This window comes from Myxococcus virescens (assembly GCF_900101905.1).
GTDB classification, from domain to species: Bacteria; Myxococcota; Myxococcia; order Myxococcales; family Myxococcaceae; genus Myxococcus; species Myxococcus virescens.
The window spans coordinates 364,638-381,610 of the sequence record NZ_FNAJ01000004.1 but is presented as its reverse complement, the minus strand read 5'-3'; the positions used below and the strand labels follow the sequence as shown (position 1 = coordinate 381,610).

General features: G+C 70.1%; 19 protein-coding genes and 1 pseudogene. 16 read left to right on the top strand and 4 right to left on the bottom strand.

The window, feature by feature from the left end; genetic code table 11:
- Positions 1-208: 208 nt before the first annotated feature.
- A complete protein-coding gene (locus BLU09_RS15095) occupies positions 209-1,174 on the top strand; it encodes a hypothetical protein (protein ID WP_090490240.1) in 966 nt (321 codons plus the stop codon).
- A gap of 141 nt (positions 1,175-1,315) precedes the next feature.
- The gene (gene trxA / locus BLU09_RS15090; RefSeq protein ID WP_090490239.1) at positions 1,316-1,702 is read left to right on the top strand and encodes a thioredoxin; all 387 of its coding nucleotides are present in this window, start codon (positions 1,316-1,318) and stop codon (positions 1,700-1,702) included.
- A 74-nt stretch (positions 1,703-1,776) separates the two neighbouring features.
- Here the strand turns inward: trxA and BLU09_RS15085 are convergent, their stop codons facing one another.
- A complete protein-coding gene (locus tag BLU09_RS15085; RefSeq protein WP_186817783.1) occupies positions 1,777-2,124 on the bottom strand; it encodes a hypothetical protein in 348 nt (115 codons plus the stop codon).
- Between the two features lie 151 nt (positions 2,125-2,275).
- Positions 2,276-3,167: pseudogene (locus BLU09_RS15080) on the bottom strand (alpha/beta fold hydrolase).
- A gap of 195 nt (positions 3,168-3,362) precedes the next feature.
- Here BLU09_RS15080 and BLU09_RS15075 point away from each other — a divergent pair.
- From BLU09_RS15075 to BLU09_RS15035, 9 genes are all read left to right on the top strand, one after another.
- Positions 3,363-4,352 (top strand): AAA family ATPase, encoded by a 990-nt coding sequence (locus tag BLU09_RS15075; RefSeq protein ID WP_090490237.1) that lies wholly within the window; start codon positions 3,363-3,365, stop codon positions 4,350-4,352.
- Positions 4,353-4,382: 30 nt separating this feature from the next.
- The gene (locus BLU09_RS15070; protein WP_090490236.1) at positions 4,383-5,264 is read left to right on the top strand and encodes a DUF58 domain-containing protein; all 882 of its coding nucleotides are present in this window, start codon (positions 4,383-4,385) and stop codon (positions 5,262-5,264) included.
- Positions 5,261-6,271, top strand: coding sequence for a hypothetical protein (locus BLU09_RS15065; RefSeq protein WP_090490235.1), 1,011 nt, complete (start codon positions 5,261-5,263; stop codon positions 6,269-6,271). The genes BLU09_RS15070 and BLU09_RS15065 overlap by 4 nt, the downstream gene beginning before the upstream one ends.
- On the top strand, positions 6,246-7,256 hold the full coding sequence (locus tag BLU09_RS15060; protein ID WP_011555616.1) for a vWA domain-containing protein: 1,011 nt from the start codon (positions 6,246-6,248) through the stop codon (positions 7,254-7,256). Before BLU09_RS15065 ends, BLU09_RS15060 begins: the two co-directional genes overlap by 26 nt.
- Positions 7,253-8,314 carry a VWA domain-containing protein gene (locus BLU09_RS15055; protein WP_090490234.1) on the top strand — a complete coding sequence of 354 codons (1,062 nt, stop codon included), beginning with the start codon at positions 7,253-7,255 and terminating at the stop codon, positions 8,312-8,314. The genes BLU09_RS15060 and BLU09_RS15055 overlap by 4 nt, the downstream gene beginning before the upstream one ends.
- Positions 8,311-9,321 (top strand): tetratricopeptide repeat protein, encoded by a 1,011-nt coding sequence (locus BLU09_RS15050; RefSeq protein WP_090490233.1) that lies wholly within the window; start codon positions 8,311-8,313, stop codon positions 9,319-9,321. The genes BLU09_RS15055 and BLU09_RS15050 overlap by 4 nt, the downstream gene beginning before the upstream one ends.
- On the top strand, positions 9,305-11,194 hold the full coding sequence (locus BLU09_RS15045) for a BatD family protein (protein ID WP_090490232.1): 1,890 nt from the start codon (positions 9,305-9,307) through the stop codon (positions 11,192-11,194). The genes BLU09_RS15050 and BLU09_RS15045 overlap by 17 nt, the downstream gene beginning before the upstream one ends.
- A complete protein-coding gene (locus tag BLU09_RS15040; protein ID WP_090490231.1) occupies positions 11,191-11,901 on the top strand; it encodes an SH3 domain-containing protein in 711 nt (236 codons plus the stop codon). Before BLU09_RS15045 ends, BLU09_RS15040 begins: the two co-directional genes overlap by 4 nt.
- Positions 11,902-12,006: 105 nt before the next feature.
- On the top strand, positions 12,007-12,375 hold the full coding sequence (locus BLU09_RS15035; protein ID WP_225909466.1) for a hypothetical protein: 369 nt from the start codon (positions 12,007-12,009) through the stop codon (positions 12,373-12,375).
- 24 nt (positions 12,376-12,399) lie between these two features.
- On the opposite strand, the gene BLU09_RS15030 is transcribed toward BLU09_RS15035, so the two are convergent.
- Positions 12,400-13,404 (bottom strand): tetratricopeptide repeat protein, encoded by a 1,005-nt coding sequence (locus BLU09_RS15030; RefSeq protein ID WP_244171737.1) that lies wholly within the window; start codon positions 13,402-13,404, stop codon positions 12,400-12,402.
- Between the two features lie 241 nt (positions 13,405-13,645).
- Between BLU09_RS15030 and BLU09_RS15025 the strand changes: the two genes are divergently transcribed.
- Complete coding sequence (locus tag BLU09_RS15025; RefSeq protein ID WP_090490229.1) at positions 13,646-14,053, top strand: response regulator; 408 nt, start codon at positions 13,646-13,648, stop codon at positions 14,051-14,053.
- 12 nt (positions 14,054-14,065) lie between these two features.
- Here BLU09_RS15025 and BLU09_RS15020 read toward each other — a convergent pair whose 3' ends face one another.
- Entirely contained in the window at positions 14,066-14,392 is a 327-nt protein-coding gene (locus tag BLU09_RS15020) for a PilZ domain-containing protein (RefSeq protein ID WP_026113775.1), read from the bottom strand.
- Between the two features lie 224 nt (positions 14,393-14,616).
- Here BLU09_RS15020 and BLU09_RS15015 point away from each other — a divergent pair, with 224 nt between their 5' ends.
- From BLU09_RS15015 to BLU09_RS15000, 4 genes are all read left to right on the top strand, one after another.
- The gene (locus BLU09_RS15015) at positions 14,617-15,075 is read left to right on the top strand and encodes a hypothetical protein (protein ID WP_090490228.1); all 459 of its coding nucleotides are present in this window, start codon (positions 14,617-14,619) and stop codon (positions 15,073-15,075) included.
- 15 nt (positions 15,076-15,090) lie between these two features.
- Positions 15,091-15,576, top strand: a complete 486-nt coding sequence (locus BLU09_RS15010) for an ATP-dependent helicase HrpB (protein ID WP_090490227.1) — start codon at positions 15,091-15,093, stop codon at positions 15,574-15,576.
- Positions 15,577-15,586: 10 nt separating this feature from the next.
- Entirely contained in the window at positions 15,587-16,390 is an 804-nt protein-coding gene (locus tag BLU09_RS15005; RefSeq protein ID WP_090490226.1) for a flagellar M-ring protein FliF, read from the top strand.
- Between the two features lie 124 nt (positions 16,391-16,514).
- On the top strand, positions 16,515-16,889 hold the full coding sequence (locus tag BLU09_RS15000; protein WP_244171736.1) for a hypothetical protein: 375 nt from the start codon (positions 16,515-16,517) through the stop codon (positions 16,887-16,889).
- Positions 16,890-16,973 lie beyond the last annotated feature (84 nt).

The window sequence follows — 16,973 nt, the reverse complement described above, 5'->3', positions numbered from 1 at the left end:
GAAAGGCACTTCGTGGGTGGGTTTGTTTGTCTTTGTTTTGCGCTCGTTTCCCTCGGAAGCGCGCGAAAAATAAATGAAAACACCGCACGAAACACCGCGCGTATCCGACAGAGAATGTTCATGTAGTCAGCGCGCGGGGCTTTCGGCTGAAACAGCCACCTGCCTCCAATCCAAACCATCGTAGCAATCGCTATCAGGAGTCACGACCATGAGCCTGTCCATCGCGAAGTCCATTCTGTGCAACGGCTTCTCCGGCAACACCCGTGGCTGCGGCCCCACGGACCGCTACCAGGCGGCTTATCAGTCGATGGACCCGTCCAAGGCGGCGCAGACGGTGCTCAAGCACTTCGACGCCATCGAGGGCGTGGGCATGAACGCCAGCGGCAAGGGCGCCGGGGACAACAACATCGGGACGTCGGAGCTCAAGCGCGTGGCGGACCCGAACAGTGGCTTCCCGCCCGACGTCCGCGCCGCCGCGAAGTGGATGCTCGACCACCCCATCGCCCTGCGCTCGCTGGACCAGGGCGCCAGCAAGGCCCATGGCGGCAACAATGAGGTGCACCTGAGCAAGGCGGACCTCCAGGCGCGCGCCGGCAATGCGTCGGACTCCGGGGCTCCGCAGCGGCCTGGCTTCCCGCCGCGTCCGCCGCTGTTCGGCTCCGGGTTCGGCGGCGGCTGCGGTGGCGGACTCGGTGGCCCGGGCGGCCTGCCCAACCCCCACCGTCCCAACCTGCCGCCGCGGCTGGACCTGTGCGGCCCTTCGTTCGGCCCGCAGTCCCGCCCGCCCTTCGGCGCTGGCCGCCACGAGCCCATGGACGTCTACAAGGCGGCCCAGACGCTCAAGGACCACTTCAACTTCGCCGAGGGCGTGGGCATGAACGCCAGCGGCAAGGGCGCCGGGGACAACAACATCGGCATGTCGGAGCTCAAGCGCGTGGCGGACCCGAGCAGCGGCGCGCCGAAGGAGCTCCGTGAGGCGGCGCAGTTCCTGATCAACCACCCCACGGCGTTGCGCTCGGTGGACCAGGGCGCCAGCAAGTCCAAGTCCAGCAAGGAGGTCCACATCAGCCTCCAGGATTTGGAGTCCTTCACGGCGAAGGCGCCCCGCCGCGAGACGCAGTCCAACCGCCTGGACCTGGCGCAGTTCATGGGCCGGGCGAGCGTCTGGGGCTGAGCCCGCCCGCTGTCCCGGCGGCCCACCCGTCATGGGCCGCCGCGCTGGGCTGGAGGTGACTGGGAGCCGGGCCCTGGGGGGAGCCTGGCTGGCCATGTCCTGACACTGGCGCCTCCGGGGGGGAGGGCCCAGTGTCAGGGCATGGCAACCATCGACATCACCAAAGCCAACTTCAAGGAAATCGTCTCGAAGGAGGGAATCGTCCTCCTCGACTGGTGGGCCGAGTGGTGCGCACCGTGCCGCACCTTCTCACCTGTGTTCGAACAGGCGAGCGCGAAGAATCCGGACCTCGTCTTCGGCAAGCTCGACACCGACGCAGAGGTGGAACTCGCGGGGGCTTTCGCCATCCGCTCCATCCCCACGCTGATGGTCTTCCGTGACGGCATCATGTTGTTCGAACAGGCGGGAGCGCTGCCAGCCAACGCGCTGGATGACCTCATCCGCCAGGTGCGCGCGCTCGACATGAACGAGGTGCGCAAACAACTGGTGGATCGCCAGGCGCAGCAGGGCGCGCCGTCCCAGGCCTGAGACGGCACGCCTCTGTGCAGCGTGAAGACGGGCGGGGCCTCTCGGGGGGAGAGGTCTTCCGCCACGTCTTCGTTTCAGCTCAGGACCTGCACCTTGCCGTGGTCATCGCAGTGGCCGTCATGCGGGTGATGCAGGTGGCCGTCCACGAGATAGTCCACGTGGTCCCCGTGCGGCGCGGCCGCGTGGCCACACGAGGGGCCGTGACGGTGCGTGGCTTCATGGGCACCACAGGCATGCTGCGGCGTGCATTGCGCGGGGTTGCGCGCGTCTTCGGCGAGCGTGCACTCGTCCGTGTGGTCCGAGTGCGGGTGGTGCAGGTGCCCGTCGTGCAGATAGTCCACGTGGTCCTGGTGCTGGATGGCGGGGTGGCCACAGCCCTTGGCATGGACGTGGTCATGGCGCTCGTGCGTCTTGTGATTCATGGCAGCCTCCCTGGCGGCGGTGTCCCTGGATGACACGACGGGACGGTCGCCATCCAGGACGGCCAGGACAAGCGCCGCCAGGACGAGCTCCGACCGCCGGACCAGTCCGTGTCACCCGAACGTCGTCGGCCGCCTGTCTGCCGTGCGTGCGCTAGCGCTCCTGGGGCGCGGCGAGGAACGCCTTCAGCTCGGGGAGCACGCGCTCCGGATGTTCCTGGTGGGGGCTGTGGCCCGCGTCCAGGCGCAGGAGCCGGGCCCGGGGAAGGCGCCGCGCCGCCCGCTCGGCGATGGAGACGGGCAGGGTGTCCTCGTGCTCACCCCAGACGAGCAGCACCGGCGCCGTGATGGCGTCGAGCTTTTCCGCGCGATGAAAGACAGGGCCGGCCACGGGCACGAGCCGGTTGAAGGCCCGCGTGGCGTCGGGGCTGGCGCCCGGGCGGGTGTGCAGCTCGTACTCCAGGGCGCCCAGCCGCTCACCCAGCGGCGTCGGGGGCGGCGGCATCAGCTGGGCCCAGGCCCATGGCCCTAGCGAGCGCGCCAGCCGTTCGGGACCGGCGCGGAAGAAGAGGCGGGCTTTTCGCTCCATCTCCGGGCCCAGGCCCATGGCATCCACCAGGGCCAGCCGCTCCACGGGCACCCGGCCGCGCAGCGCGAGCTCCAGCGCCACGAGCCCGCCCAGCGAGTGGCCCACCACGGCCACCGGGCCCGGGGCGAGCTGGGACAGCAGCGCCTCGATGGGGGCGGTGAAGAAGGCCGCCGCGTCCTCGCCGGTGGCCAGCGGGCCTTCGGGGGGGGGACGACATGCCGAAGCCCGGCAGGTCCACCGCCAGCACGCGGTGGCTCCGGGCGAGGACCGTCAGGTAGGTGAACCACTGGGAGGCCGCGCCGCCTCGCCCGTGGAGCAACACCACCGTGGGGCCGGCGCCCGCCTCCAGGACCCGGAGGGCCCCGCCGCCCGGCAACCAGTGAACCGTCGCGACCACCGCCGGGGCCAGTTGGGCCAGCAGCGCGGCTTCCACCGGCCCCACCGAGGGGGCCTTCATGCCGGCTTCCTCGGCACCGGCGTCCGCCGGGAGTGGAACAGGGGTTGGCGTGGCGGCTGTGAGTGGTACATGGGGAGGACACTCCAGGAGGGGCGGACGGACGGGCAACATACTGGAATGCGCGGCCCTCAGCGGTGTTGAGCCGGATACCCTGTAAACCCTAGGCTGCCCGCCGCCAGTCCGACACGAGGCGACATGAACACCGACATTCGCGCGCTCACCGAACGCGTGCAGCAGGAAAGCAGCTTCGTCGAGGTCCTCAACCAGGAAACCAGCAAGGTCATCGTCGGGCAGCGCTACATGCTGGAGCGCATCCTCATCGGCCTGCTGTGCAACGGGCACGTGCTGCTGGAGGGCGTGCCCGGCCTCGCCAAGACGCTGACGGTGCGCACCGTGGCGGATTCGCTCAGCGCCACCTTCATGCGCATCCAGTTCACCCCGGACCTGCTGCCCGCGGACGTGGTGGGCACCATGATCTACAACCAGCAGGCGGCGAACTTCACCGTCCGCAAGGGGCCCATCTTCGCCAACATCGTGCTCGCGGACGAAATCAACCGCGCCCCGGCGAAGGTGCAGTCCGCGCTCCTGGAGGCCATGGCCGAGCGCCAGGTCACCATCGGCGACCAGTCCTTCCCGTTGCCCTCGCCCTTCCTGGTGCTGGCGACGCAGAACCCCATCGAGCAGGAAGGCACCTACCCGCTGCCCGAGGCGCAGGTGGACCGCTTCATGCTCAAGGTGAAGGTGGGCTACCCGACGCGCGACGAAGAGAAGGTCATCATGGACCGGATGTCCGGTGGCTCGTCGCCGCGCGCCCAGCGGGTCATCGACCTTCAGCACCTGGTCCGTGCGCGCGAGCTCGTCCACCACATCTACATGGACGAGAAGGTGAAGGAGTACATCCTCAACGTGGTGTTCGCCACGCGCGAGCCCAGCAAGTACGGCCTCAAGGACCTGGCGGACTACATCCAGTTTGGCGCCTCGCCGCGCGCCACCATCGCGCTGGCCCAGGCGGCGCGCGCGCATGCCTTCCTGCGCCACCGCGGCTTCGTCACCCCCGAAGACGTGAAGGCCATTGCCTTCGACGTGCTCCGCCATCGCGTCGCCATGACGTACGAGGCGGAGGCGGAAGACCTCACGCCGGAGAAAATCATCCAGCGCGTGTTCGACCGCGTCGAAGTCCCCTGACCCTTCCTCCTCGAGCCCGCCAGGCGCCCCGTGCTTCCCAAGGACCTCATCCGCCGCATTCGCAAGCTGGAGATTCGCACCCGCAAGGTGGTCTCCGACATGCTCGCCGGCCAGTACCATTCGGTCTTCAAGGGCCGGGGCATGGCCTTCTCCGAGGTGCGCCAGTACCAGCCCGGTGATGAGATTCGCATCATCGACTGGAACGTCACCGCGCGCATGGATGAGGCCTACGTCAAGGTCTTCACCGAGGAGCGCGAGCTGACGGTGATGCTGGTGGTGGACGTCTCCGCGTCGAAGGAGTTCGGCTCGCGCGAGCGCACCAAGTCGGAGATCGCCGCGGAGGTCGCAGCGCAGATTGCTTTCAGTGCCATCGCCAACAATGACCGGGTGGGGCTCGTCCTCTTCTCGGACCGGGTGGAGAAGGTGGTGCCGCCGCGCAAGGGCCGCACGCACGTGCTGCGGCTGGTGAGCGACATCCTCACGTTCCAGCCGCAGGGGCGTGGGACGGACCTGGCCGCGGGGCTCAACTACCTGACGCGGGTGGCGAAGCGGAAGGCGGTGACGTTCCTCATCTCCGACTTCCAGGCGCACGACTACGAGAAGCCGCTGCGGCTGGTGGGGCGCAAGCACGACCTGGTGCCGGTGGTGGTGGCGGACCCGTTGGAGGAGGCCTTTCCCCGGCTGGGCCTGGTGGACATGGAGGACCCGGAGACGGGCGAGCGCTTCGTCGTCGACACCAGCGACCCGCGCGTGCGGGGCCGCTTCGCCCGGGCCATGCAGGCCGCGCGCGACGAGCGGCGCAAGCTGTTCAAGAAGCTGGAGCTGGACCACGTGGAGCTGCGCGCGGGTGATGACCACGGCAAGGCGCTGGCGAACTTCTTCCGCGCGCGGGCCCGGAGGATGGCGGCATGAACCGGCTCATCCCCCTGTTGACGGTGTGGCTCGTGGTGGCGGCGCTGGTGGTGGCGGCTCCGGCGTGGGCCCAGGCTCCGGCCCCTGCACCGGCGGCCGCGACGACGGAGCAGGTCGAACCGCGGAACCTGTCCGTGCGGCTGGAGCCGGAGCAGGTCCGCATCGGTGACCCCTTCGTCTACGAGGTGGTCATCACCCATCCGAAGGACCACCGCTACGAGCTGAAGGTGCCCCAGGAGACGGGGGACTTCGAGTTCCTGGACCAGACGCGCCAGCGCCAGGACGGGCAGGACTCTGCGACCACCACGTTCCGGGTGCGGATGTCCGCCTTCGCCCTGGGCTCGGTGGCGGTGCCGGCGCTGCCCTTCGACGTGGCCACGCCGGAGGGGCCCAAGGCGTTCACAGTGCCGGGCCGCACGGTGGAGGTGACGTCCACGCTGCCGCCGGACGCGGAGGGGCAGGGCGCGGACCTCTTCGACTACAAGCCGCCGGAGGAGGTGCCCATCCGTTCGTGGCGCCTGGTGCTCACGGTGCTGGGCGTGCTGGCGGCGGCGCTGCTGGCGTGGGTGCTCTTCCGCTGGTGGAGGAACCGGCCCAAGCATGTGGAGGTGGTGCCGGCGCTGCCCCTGGACGTGCGCACCCGCAAGGCGCTGGACGCGCTGAAGGCGGAGGACCTGCCCTCGCGCGGCCGGGTGAAGGACTTCTACTTCCGGCTGTCCGAAATCGTCCGGGGCTACCTGGGCGAGCGCTACGGCTTCGAGGCGCTGGAGTGCACCAGCTCCGAGCTGATGGCGTCGCTGCGGCGCATGTCCACGCCGGGGCTGCCGGAGGACAAGCTGATGCGCTTCGTGTCCGAGTCGGACATGGTGAAGTACGCACGCGCGGATGCCTCCGCTGACGCCTGCCGCGACGCGCTGGCCTTCGGCTACTCGCTCATCGACACGACGTACGTTCCGCCACCGCCGCCCCAGGCTCCCGACAATGCCGCCGCTCCCCGCGTTCAATAACCCCGAGGCGCTCTGGGGGCTGCTGCTCGTGCCGCTGCTGCTCTGGCAGGCGTGGCGGGAGCGGCGCGCCCGCGCCACGCTGCGCTTCTCCGCGGCGCATGTCTTCGCCCGGGGGGGCCGCGGCTTCCGCGCGTACCTGCTGCCGCTGCTGCCGCTGCTTCGCGTGGCGGCGGTGACGGCGGCGGTGCTGGCCATCGCCCGGCCGCAGGTGCGTGACTCGCGCGTGCGGGACTTGTCGGTGGAGGGCATCGACATCGTGGTGGCGTTGGACCTGTCCACGTCGATGGAGGCCGGTGACTTCCGTCCGCAGAACCGCATGCACGTCGCCAAGGAAGTGCTGAGCGAGTTCATCGCCAACCGGGTGAATGACCGCATCGGCCTGGTGGTATTCGCGGGCGCGGCGTACACGCAGGCGCCGCTGACGCTGGACTACGGCGTGCTGAAGGAAGTGGTGAAGCAGCTGCGCACGCGCGTGCTGGAGGACGGCACGGCCATTGGTGACGCGCTGGCCACGTCCCTCAACCGCCTGCGGGACTCGGAGGCGAAGAGCCGGGTGGTGGTGCTCATCACCGACGGCGACAACAACTCCGGGAAGATTTCGCCCATGGACTCGGCGAACATGGCCCAGGCGCTGAAGGTGCCCATCTACACGATTCTGGTGGGCAAGGGCGGCAAGGTGCCCTTCCCGCAGGGCACGGACCTGTTCGGCAACACCGTGTGGCGCGACACGGAGATTCCCATCAACCCGGAGCTGATGCAGGACATCGCGGACCGCACTGGCGGCGAGTACTACCGCGCCACGGACCCGGAGCAGCTGCGAGAGGGACTCCAGAAGGTGCTCGATTCGTTGGAGCGCTCGAAGCTGATGGAGGGCGGCGCCAGCGCCACCTACCGCGAGGAGTTCCATCCCTTCCTCCTGGCCGCCTTCGGCCTCGCCGCGCTGGAGCTGCTCCTGCGCGCCTCCTTCCTGAGGGTCTTCCCGTGACGCCCGTGGAACCCTGGCGCTTCACCGTGCTCGGTTACCAGGCGGGGCTCGCGCAGCCCCTCTTCCTGCTGTTCGTGCTCGCGGGCATGACGCTGGGCCTGCTCGCGCTGGTGGGGGCGCTGCGGCGCCGCTCGCGCGTGCGGGCGCTGCTGCATGAACGCCACGCGGAGCGCTTCACGCCGGGCGTGTCGGTGTGGCGTCCGGCCACGCAGGGCGGATTGTACGGCCTGGGGTTGGCGCTCTTCGGCTTCGCGCTGGCGCAGCCGCAGTGTGGCACCAAGAGCGAGCTGACGAAGCGGCGCGGCATCGACGTGGTGGTGGCGCTGGATGCCTCCAAGTCCATGCTGGCGCGGGACATCCAGCCCAGCCGCCTGGAGCGCGCGAAGCTGGAGCTGACCACGCTGCTGGACGAGCTGAAGGGCGACCGCGTGGGCCTGGTGGTGTTCGCGGGTGATGCGTTCATCCAGTCCCCGCTCACGTCGGACTACTCGGCGGTGAAGCTGTTCTTGCGCGCCGTGGACCCGGAGGTGATGCCCCAGGGCGGCACCAACGTGGGCGCGGCGCTGCGGCTGTCGCGGCAGGTGCTGGAGAACGCGGACCGCGGCTCGAAGGAGCGCGTGGTCGTCCTGCTGACGGACGGCGAGGACCTGGTTGGCGACGTGGCGGAGGCCACCGAGGCGCTGAAGGATGCGGGCGTGCAGGTGCTGGCGGTGGGCGTGGGCTCGGAGTCCGGTGAGCCCATCCCCGTCTTCGACCGGCGCGGCGCGTTCGTGGACTACAAGAAGGACGCCGCGGGGGAGACGGTGATTACGCGGTTGGACCGGGCGGGGCTGACGGCCATCGCCGAGGCCACCGGGGGCACCTTCTATTTCCAGCCCCGTGGCGTGGCCATGTCGCAGGTGGTGGAGCGCATCGACCAGATGCAGAAGAGTGAGCTGGAGAGCCGGGTGACGGTCCGCTACGACGAGCGCTTCCAGTCGTTCGCCATCCCGGGGCTGGCCTTGCTGGCGCTGGGCATGTTGTTGCTGCCGTCGTCGCGCCGGAGGCCGTCACCATGAGCGCCGCGAGGACGCGCGCTGCGCGGTGGCTGACGTGGGGCCTGGTGACGTCGCTGGCGCTGCCGTCGCCCGTATGGGCCGCGGGGCCGCTGGAGCGGGGCCACCCGCTGGTGGAGCAGGGCCGCGAGGCGTACACGGCGGGGCGGTTCGAGGAAGCGCTGGAGGCGTTCGAGGCCGCGAAGAAGGAGCGCCCCAACGACGTCACGGTGGACTTCAATCGCGCGGACGCGATGGCCAAGCTGGGGCGCATCGCGGATGCGAAGGCGCTGTTCCAGTCGGTGACGGAGTCCAACCGCGCCGACCTCCGGCAGAAGGCCTGGTACAACCTGGGCAACCTGCATGCGACCACCGGAGACCGGCAGGAAGCGCTGAAGGCCTACCGGCGCGCGCTCACGCTGGACCCGCAGGACGTGCAGGCCCGCCACAACTACGAGGTGGTGTTGCGCAACCTGCCGCCGCCGCAGGACAAGGGCCAGGACGGCGGCACGGACGGTGGCAACGACGGCGGCAGTGACGGTGGGCGCCCGGATGCCGGCGAGGACGGCGGCACGAAGGGCGACGGCGGCACGCCCCAGGACGGTGGCACCGATGGTGGCTCGGACGGTGGTGCCGACGGCGGCGCGGATGGTGGCGCCAGCGATGGCGGCATGGACGGCGGTGCGGACGGTGGCGACGGGGATGGTGGCAGCGACGGCGGCTCTGACGGAGGCGCGGACGGCGGCGAGCAGGGCCCACCGGACAAGGGCGACGGGGGCGCGGACGGCGGCGCGGATGGTGGACAGGACGACGGAGAGGGCGAGCCCCAGGACGGTGGCAGCGACGGCGGCAGCGCGGGAGAAGAAGACTCGGAGGAATCCGAGGCGGACGGTGGCTCCAGCCAGTCGGACCTGGATCGGCAGGAGGCGGAGCGCCTGCTGGATGCGATGAAGCAGAACGAGAAGAACCTCCAGCTCTGGCGGTTCCAGCAGAAGAAGAAGCAGAGGAAGCCGAATGAGAAGGACTGGTAGCGCCCTCGGCGTGGTGTTCGCCGTGTTCGCCCTGCTGGCAACCGCGCCAGCGTGGGCGGCCTCGGACGACCTCGATTTCTACCAGACGGCGGACCGTACGGAGGTGGGCACCGAGGACACCTTCCGCCTCACGGTGGTGGTGGTGGACGCGCCCGCCAACGCGCAGGTGAAGCTGCCGGAGTCGGACGACTTCTCCATCCTCTCCAGCTCGCGCAGCAGCCAGCGCTCCATCTCCCTGTCGGGCGGTGGCCCCGCCGTCATCCAGGACGTCACGCGGCACGTGTTGGTGATGCAGGCCACGCGCGCGGGACGGCTCAAGATTCCACCGTCGCAAATCACGGTGCGCGGCAAGACGTACCGCACGCAGCCCGTGGAGTTGACGGTGAAGGCCGGCCGGGTGGGCGGTGCGCCGTCTCCGGGGCAGGCGGGACGTGGCGGTGGCAGGCAGCCGGACCCCTTCTCCAGCATCCAGTCGCAGATGCAGCAGATGGAAGAGGCCTTCGGCGACATGATGGAGCCGGACCGGCCCACGATTCCTCGTGGGGACTCCGACCTCTTCCTGCGCGCCAGCCTGGACCGGGACAACGTGTACGTGGGCGAGCAGGTGACGCTGTCGCTCTACATCTATTCGCGCGTGGACCTGTCCAGCGTGGACGCCGTCACCATGCCCAAGTTGGAGGGCTTCTGGACGGAAGAGGTGGAGAGCCCCACGCAGCTGTCGGGCGAGCAGCGCGTGGTGGACGGCATCCCGTACCGCGCCTACCTGCTGCGCCGCCGCGCCATCTTCCCGGTGAAGTCCGGCACGCTGTCCATCACCCCCGCGGAGGCGGACATCACCACTGGCTTCCTCTTCGCCGGCCACCGCGTGCACCGGGTGTCCAACGCGCTCAAGGTGAAGGTGAAGCCGCTGCCGCCCGGTGGGCCGGAGGACCTGCCCAACGCGCACGTGGGCAACTGGCGGCTGTCCATGGACGTGTCCCAGACGCGCGTGGAGCTGGGCCAGCCCGTCACGGTGAAGGTCAGCCTGGAAGGAGTGGGCAACGTGAAGAACGTCACGCCCCCCGCGCTGAAGGGCCCCGCCGCGCTCAAGATTTATGACCCCACCACGACGGACAAGGTGTCGCCGCAGCGCCACCGTGTTCAGGGCCGGCGGGTGATGGAGTACCTGGTGATGCCGCAGCGCACGGGCAGCTTCACGTTGCCCGCGCTGGAGTTCACCTACTTCGACCCGCGCGCCCGCAAGTACGAGGTGGCGCGCACCGACCCGGTGACGATTACGGTGGAGGCGGGCGCGGGTGGGGCATCGTCCATCGCCTCGGGGGCGCCTCAGGCTTCGTCGGACCAGGCCAACGAGCAGAAGAACGTGCTGACGGCGGGCGGCCTTCGGCCGGTGCGCTACCAGGCCCGCTTCGAGGCGCCGGGCGTGCCCGTGTGGAAGCGGGGCTTCTTTGTCCCGACGGTGCTGGCCCCGCTGGGGCTGCTGCTGGGCGTGGCGCTGATTGGCGGCGTGCGTGGGCGGCTGGCGCTGCGCTCCGAGGCGGGGCGTGGGCGTCAGCAGGCGAAGGCCGCGCGCAAGCGTCTGGCGGATGCGGAGAAGCTTCAGTCCAGCGGGGACGTGGGGGCCTTCTACGGCGAGGTGGAGAAGGCGCTGCACGGCTTCCTGGAGGCGCGGCTGAGCATGCCGGTGGTGGGCCTCACCCGCGAGGTGCTCGCCGAGAAGCTGACGGCGGGGGGCGCGGATGCGGAGCGGCGCGCCAAGGTGCTCTTCGTGCTGGAGGCGTGCGACTTCGGGCGCTACGGCGGCGGGGGTGACCCGGCCGAGCGACAGAAGGTGATGGATGCCGCCGCGGCGGCCATGGAGGGCTGGGCGTGAGCGGCTACTACACGCCGGAAGAGGCGCAGGACATCTTCCTCAAGGCCAACGAAGCCTACGCGCATGAGGACTACGCGGCGGCCAAGGAGGGCTACGAGAAGCTGCTGGCGAACGGCCAGGGCGGCCCCGACGTGCTCTACAACCTGGGCACCACGCACCTGGCCCAGGGGGATTTGGGCCGCGCGGTGCTGGCGCTCGAGCAGGCGCGGAAGGAAGGGGGCCAGGCGCCGGACCTGGAAGCCAACCTCTCCGTGGCCCGGGCGCGGCAGGTGGACAAGGTGGTGGGCGCCACCGCGGAAGACGCCTTCCTGCCTCGCGTCGCGGCGGCCACGGACGGCCCGGTGGTGGCGTGGACCTTCCTGGGCACCTGGGTGGCGGCCTTCGTCCTCGTGCTGCTCTGGCGCTTGCTGGGGCGGGGCCGGCGGACGGCGGTGGGCGTGCTGGCGGTCCTGCTCTTCGCGGTGGCGGTGCCGTCAGGGCTGCTGGTGGCCACGCACGCCTACGTGGGGGCCACGGTGCATGAGGCCGTGGTGCTGGCGCCCACGCTGGTGGCGCGCGAGCTGCCCCAGCCCGGCGCCCGTTCCATCTTCGAGGTGCACGCCGGTCTCAAGGTGCGCCTGCTCGAAGAGACGGGCCGCTTCGTCCGCATCCGCCTGCCCAACGGCCTGGAGGGTTGGGCCGAGCGGGAAGGCGTGGCCGAAATCTGAGGCCGTACGCGGAGTGTCGGGACGCGAAATCCTGGAAATGCCTGCCATTCGGAGGCTAGAGTGCCTCCGGAGGGATAGCAGGTAATGCCAGGAGGTCGTGGCCCTGTGTTTTCGGTCGAGGCACTCGTTGGCAAGAACCGGTTGGTCATCCGCCTCTGGGGTGTCGTCACGGAGGAGGAAGCGCTCCAGATTGGCGATGCATCGCTGCGCGAGCTCGAGCGGCTCCGGCCGGGCTTCGACATCCTGTCTGACCTGACGGGCGTGACGGAGCTCCCGGAGTCGGGCTCGGGGCAGATTGAGCGCGTCGTCGAAGCGGCCCGGGTCCGCGGCTTTCGCCGGGTGGTGCGCGTGGTGGGGCGCTCCGCGATGGCGGCGGTGCGATTCCAGCGCAGCAGCCGGAACGTGGGGCACGAGGCCTACCTGGCCTTCTCCCTCGAAGAGGCGGAGCAGCTGCTGGAGGGCGGCTGGACATGAGCCTCGGCCCCGGCACGACGCCGGTCAGCTCCGGCGGCCCGTGAGGCGCGCGAAGAGGCCGCGCTTCTCTTCCTTGCGAGGGCCAGGGGAGGCCGCCGCGAGGCCTGTCACCTTGAGCAGGTTCTGCTGGAAGACGGGATGGTTCGGCTCCAGCGCCACCGCGCGCTCCAGCAGCTCCACGGCCCGCCGGTAGTCCTTGCGCTGGTGAACCAGGATGAGGGCCAGCTTGCTGTAGAGCACCGCGGCTTCGGGCGCCTGGGCAATGGCGCGTGTGAGCACGTCGATGGCCCGGTCCACCTGGCCCTCGCGCTCCAACCGCACGGCGCGCTGGAGGAAGTCCTCCGCCGACCCTGGCTCGATTCCGAGCCGCCGGACGGTGCGCGGTGGGATGGGCGGGCTCGGGGGCGTCGCCGCGCGCGTGGGGGCGGGGGGCGGCGGTCGGTGGGGGGCTCTCATCGCGGGCACTGGCCGCGCGGGCGGCTCCTCGTCCCCGAGTGCCAGGGGCTCTGGCACGAGGAAGTCCTGCCCGTCCAGGATGGGCAGCTCATCCGTCATCGTGCGCATGGCGGGCGCGCCGGGCAGGCGGTGCAGCTCCACGACGCCGCGCTCCAGCAGGGCCTTGAGGACGACCATCACCTCGATTTCGGGCAGCCGTGCCGCCCGGGCCAGGTCCGGCACGGCATGGTCCCCGTCGATGAACGAAGCAATGTGCGCCTCGAAGGGGTGGAGCGGCTGGAGCGCGATGTCCAACCCAGCGCGCAGGTGCGGCACGGTGTGCGCGTCCATGGGCACCGTGAAGCGTGCGGTGGCCAGGTCATGCGGCGTGGGGCGCTGGGGTGGGGGCCTTGGCAGCTCCATGGTGCGCGTGCGCTGCGGCGGGGACAGCAGCGCCCGGACGATGGTGGGCTCGGTGATGACGTACTCCCCGCTGGCCTGCTGCGGGTCCAGCAGCAACCCGCACTGCGTGCACTGGAAGTCGTTTCCACCCACTGCCGCCCGGCACTCGGGGCATTCTGGTTTCGCGGCCATTCCAGGGTCATCATAGCGCCCGGTTTCTGGCCGTGTTGGACGAGGCCGTGCCCACCCTGGCTACGCCCGCCTGTCAGCCCTTCTAATCAAAAAGCAAGGCATCCAGTGTGTGTCCGACTTACGTATGGGGGAGACGGGTGCCATTGCACAATCCGTTGCATCCTCCCTGGTGCGGCTACGCCCCGGAGGGCTATACCGCGCGCGGCGGGTTGCATTGGCATCGTGTTGCGTCCGGAGACCCATGGCTGGCAATTCCCAGGCACCCTTCCACATCCTTCTCGTCGAGGATGAGCCGGTCATCCGGGAGCTGGTGCGCTCCATGCTGAGCGACGGCACCGTGGAGGTGGTGTGCGCCGCCACGGGGCTGGAGGGCCTGAAGCTGGCCAAGAGCCAGACGTTCCACCTCATCCTGATGGATGTGGTGTTGCCGCAACTGGACGGTATCTCCGTGTGCCGCATCCTCAAGGGGGACCCGGTTACCGCGGGAGTGCCGCTCTACATGCTCACCGCGAAGGCGAAGCGCTCCGACATGGAGAGCGCCACCCAGGCGGGGGCGGACGGCTACATCCACAAGCCCTTCCGGGGCGCCGAGCTGATGGCGCTGGTGGAGCGGCTGCGCGAAGCGGGGCCGAAGCCGCAGTTGCCCTGAGTCAGGCGGGCTTCAGGGCAGGCGCGGGTGGAGGTAGCGCGCCAGGGCGATGAGGTCGTCCCAGTCCAGCTCGCCGAACTCCAGCGCCACACCGTCCACTTCGCGGCGGCGAATCTGGCAGGTGGTGACGATTTCCCGGTCGCCGGGCAGCGGCACCGCGATGGTGAGCTCCCGTGCGGTGTCGGCCGGGTGGGCCATCAGGAACAGGCCCGCCATGGACACGTCCCGAGCGCGAACCATCACCGAGCGTCCCTTGAGGAGCACCTTCACGGGGAGGTTGGCGTCGACGCGCGGGTGAAAGCGCTCGGCAATCTGGGGGCCGCCATCGGTCGTCCGCACCGGGTTTCTCCTCTTCTCCACACGACAGGGTGCAACAACTCTGAGGCACTCCGGAGCGGACGCAAGTTTCCAGCCAGGGCCGCCGTCCCGCCTCGCGGACGCTCCTCCCGGTCCGCGGAGCGCTTCCGGACCCGCCGTGGTGCCTCTTCGCCTGGGATTGCCGGGGGTTATCCCTGGCACGGCGGCTGAAACAGGGCCGGGCAACTCTCCGCAGGAGGCTGCCCGTGTCCAATGACAGTCGGATTCCCACACTGACCATCACCCATACGGTTCCGCGTCAGACGCCGCAGAACGACTTCGGCACGGTGCTGGCGCGCGCGGCGAACGAGGTGGTGCGCTCGGGAGCGGGCCTGGTGGGCGGCATGATTCCGGGAGGGCCCATCGTCAGCGCGGCCGTCTCCAGCGCGAAGACGGTGGTGTCGGCGGTGGCACCGAAGACGTCGGGGGCGGGGATGCCCGCGACGGCGGATACGGGGAGCGCGGGGGCCGCGGCGGGCAACCAGGAGGCGTGGGACCTGCTGGAGGCGCAGAAGGTGCTCGCCGCGGAGGGCCAGAAGTTCAACATGGCCTACCTGCAGCTCCAGAACGAGATGCAGAAGGAGAGCCGGGAGCACACCGCTGTCTCCAACATCATGAAGGTCCGCCACGACTCCGCGAAGGCGGCCATCAACAACATCCGCTGAGGAGCGACACCAGCCATGGCCATGGACACGTTGGGGCCGGTGGGGGGAGCGGGCGCGTCGCCCGCGGTGGAGCCCAGCCGGGAGCGATTCAGCGAGGTGTTGGACGAGGTGCAAGGGCCTGCGAAGGGCACTGGGGTTCCGGTGGCCACGGAGGGGCCGCCGAAGCCCGCGCCCACGGCGGCGCCGCGGGGTGTCTCCCGGGCCGAAGGGGTGGGGCCCGCCGCGCCGGGCTGCGCGGACGTGAAGCCGGGCACTCGCGTGGACTCGGTGCAGGCGGCGCGAGCGCAGCAGGCGGCGCAGGTGCTGGACCGGGTGGGGCAGGCGCAAAAGCGGCTGGACCACATCCTTCAGCTGGCGCAGTCCGGCCGCAGCTTCACGCCCGCGGAGTTGCTCGCGTTGCAGGCCCATGTCTACCGGGCGAGCCAGGAGCTCGACCTCGCCGGCAAGGTCGTCGAGAAGGCGACCGGCGGCGTCAAGCAGGTCCTCCAGACCCAGGTTTGAGGAGCACCCGATGCGTTTGCTTTTCCGTCGCGCTTTCTTCCTCGTGCTACTCGTCAGCGTCACCGCCTGCCGCGAGCGCATCCAGCATGGTCTGGATGAGCGGCAGGCCAACGAGCTTCAATCCGTGCTCGTCGAGCGAGGGCTCGACGCGCGCAAGGTCTCCGAAGCGGGCAAGAAGCCCACGTGGTCCATCGAGGTGGCGGATGAGCACGCCTCGGACGCGGTCCGCATCCTGTCGGAGCTGGGGCTGCCGAGGCCGAAGGAGGAAGTGGGCTGTGACGTCTTCGGCGGTGGCGGGCTGGTGCGCACGCCGGTGGAGGAGAGCGTCTGCCGAGTGAGGGTGATGGAGCGGAGCCTGGAGAAGACGCTCCAATCCGTGGAAGGGGTGCTGCTCGCGCGCGTCCACCTGGTGGTGCCCGCGCCGCCGAGAGTGGGACAGGCCCCGGGGCCATCGAAGGCCTCGGCCATGCTTCGCGTGGCGCCGGGCAATGCGGCACGGGTGCGGCAATCCTCCGAGACGTTGAAGGTCCTCCTCGCGGGTGGTGTGGAGGGCCTGTCGCCGGAAGCCGTCTCGCTGTTGGTGGACGAGGTCTCCACCCGAGTGGAGGCTCCGACGGAGGTGGGCGCGTCTCCGCTGACCCGACTGCGTGCCCTCTTGGCCGTGTTGGGTCTGATGGTGACGGGGCTGTCGGTGGCGCTGGTGCTGGTGACGCTCCGGATGCGGCACTACCGCGACCGGACACCGACTCCGTCCGCACCGCCTGGACCTGCGCGGCCCGTGTTGTCACCGGGACCGGCGCGCAAGGTGGCGTGAGGTGGCCATGGAGCGCGAACGCATGGATGCGACACGTATAGGGCGCAAGCCTCGGCCAGGCCGGAGCTCCGCGTCCGTCCGGGCCGCTGCACCGACCGAGGAGGTGCCCCGTCTGGTGGGCCCCTTGCCGATTCCATTCGAACGCCTCGCGCTCGTCGCGTGGGTGCTGGGGCGGGAGCGGGCGGGCACCCTGCTGGGCGAACTGGGCGAGGAATCTGCGGTGCGCGCGCGGGAGCACCTCCAGCGTCTGTCCGCGCTGCCCTCCGCGCAGCGACAGGCGAAGGTGGCGTTGGAGTTCGGGGAGCGAGCTGATGCCGCTGCTCGGCTGAGGCGCCTCATGAGTGACGCGCCTCCCATGCTTCGCCGGGAAATCTTTCGGCGTCTGCCTCCGTACCACCGGACCTTGTTTCCCGATGCGAGTCTGGCACCACAGGCGACAGAGGTACCTCCCGCGCTGGGGGCACTGGCCGACCGCTTGATTCGCGAGGCCACGCGCTGAGTCTGGAAGCGGCGCCGTCCCGGCCCGCGTACCCGGCGTCCCGCGCGCGGATGCCATGCCCTCCCAACCCCGCGACTCCACGAG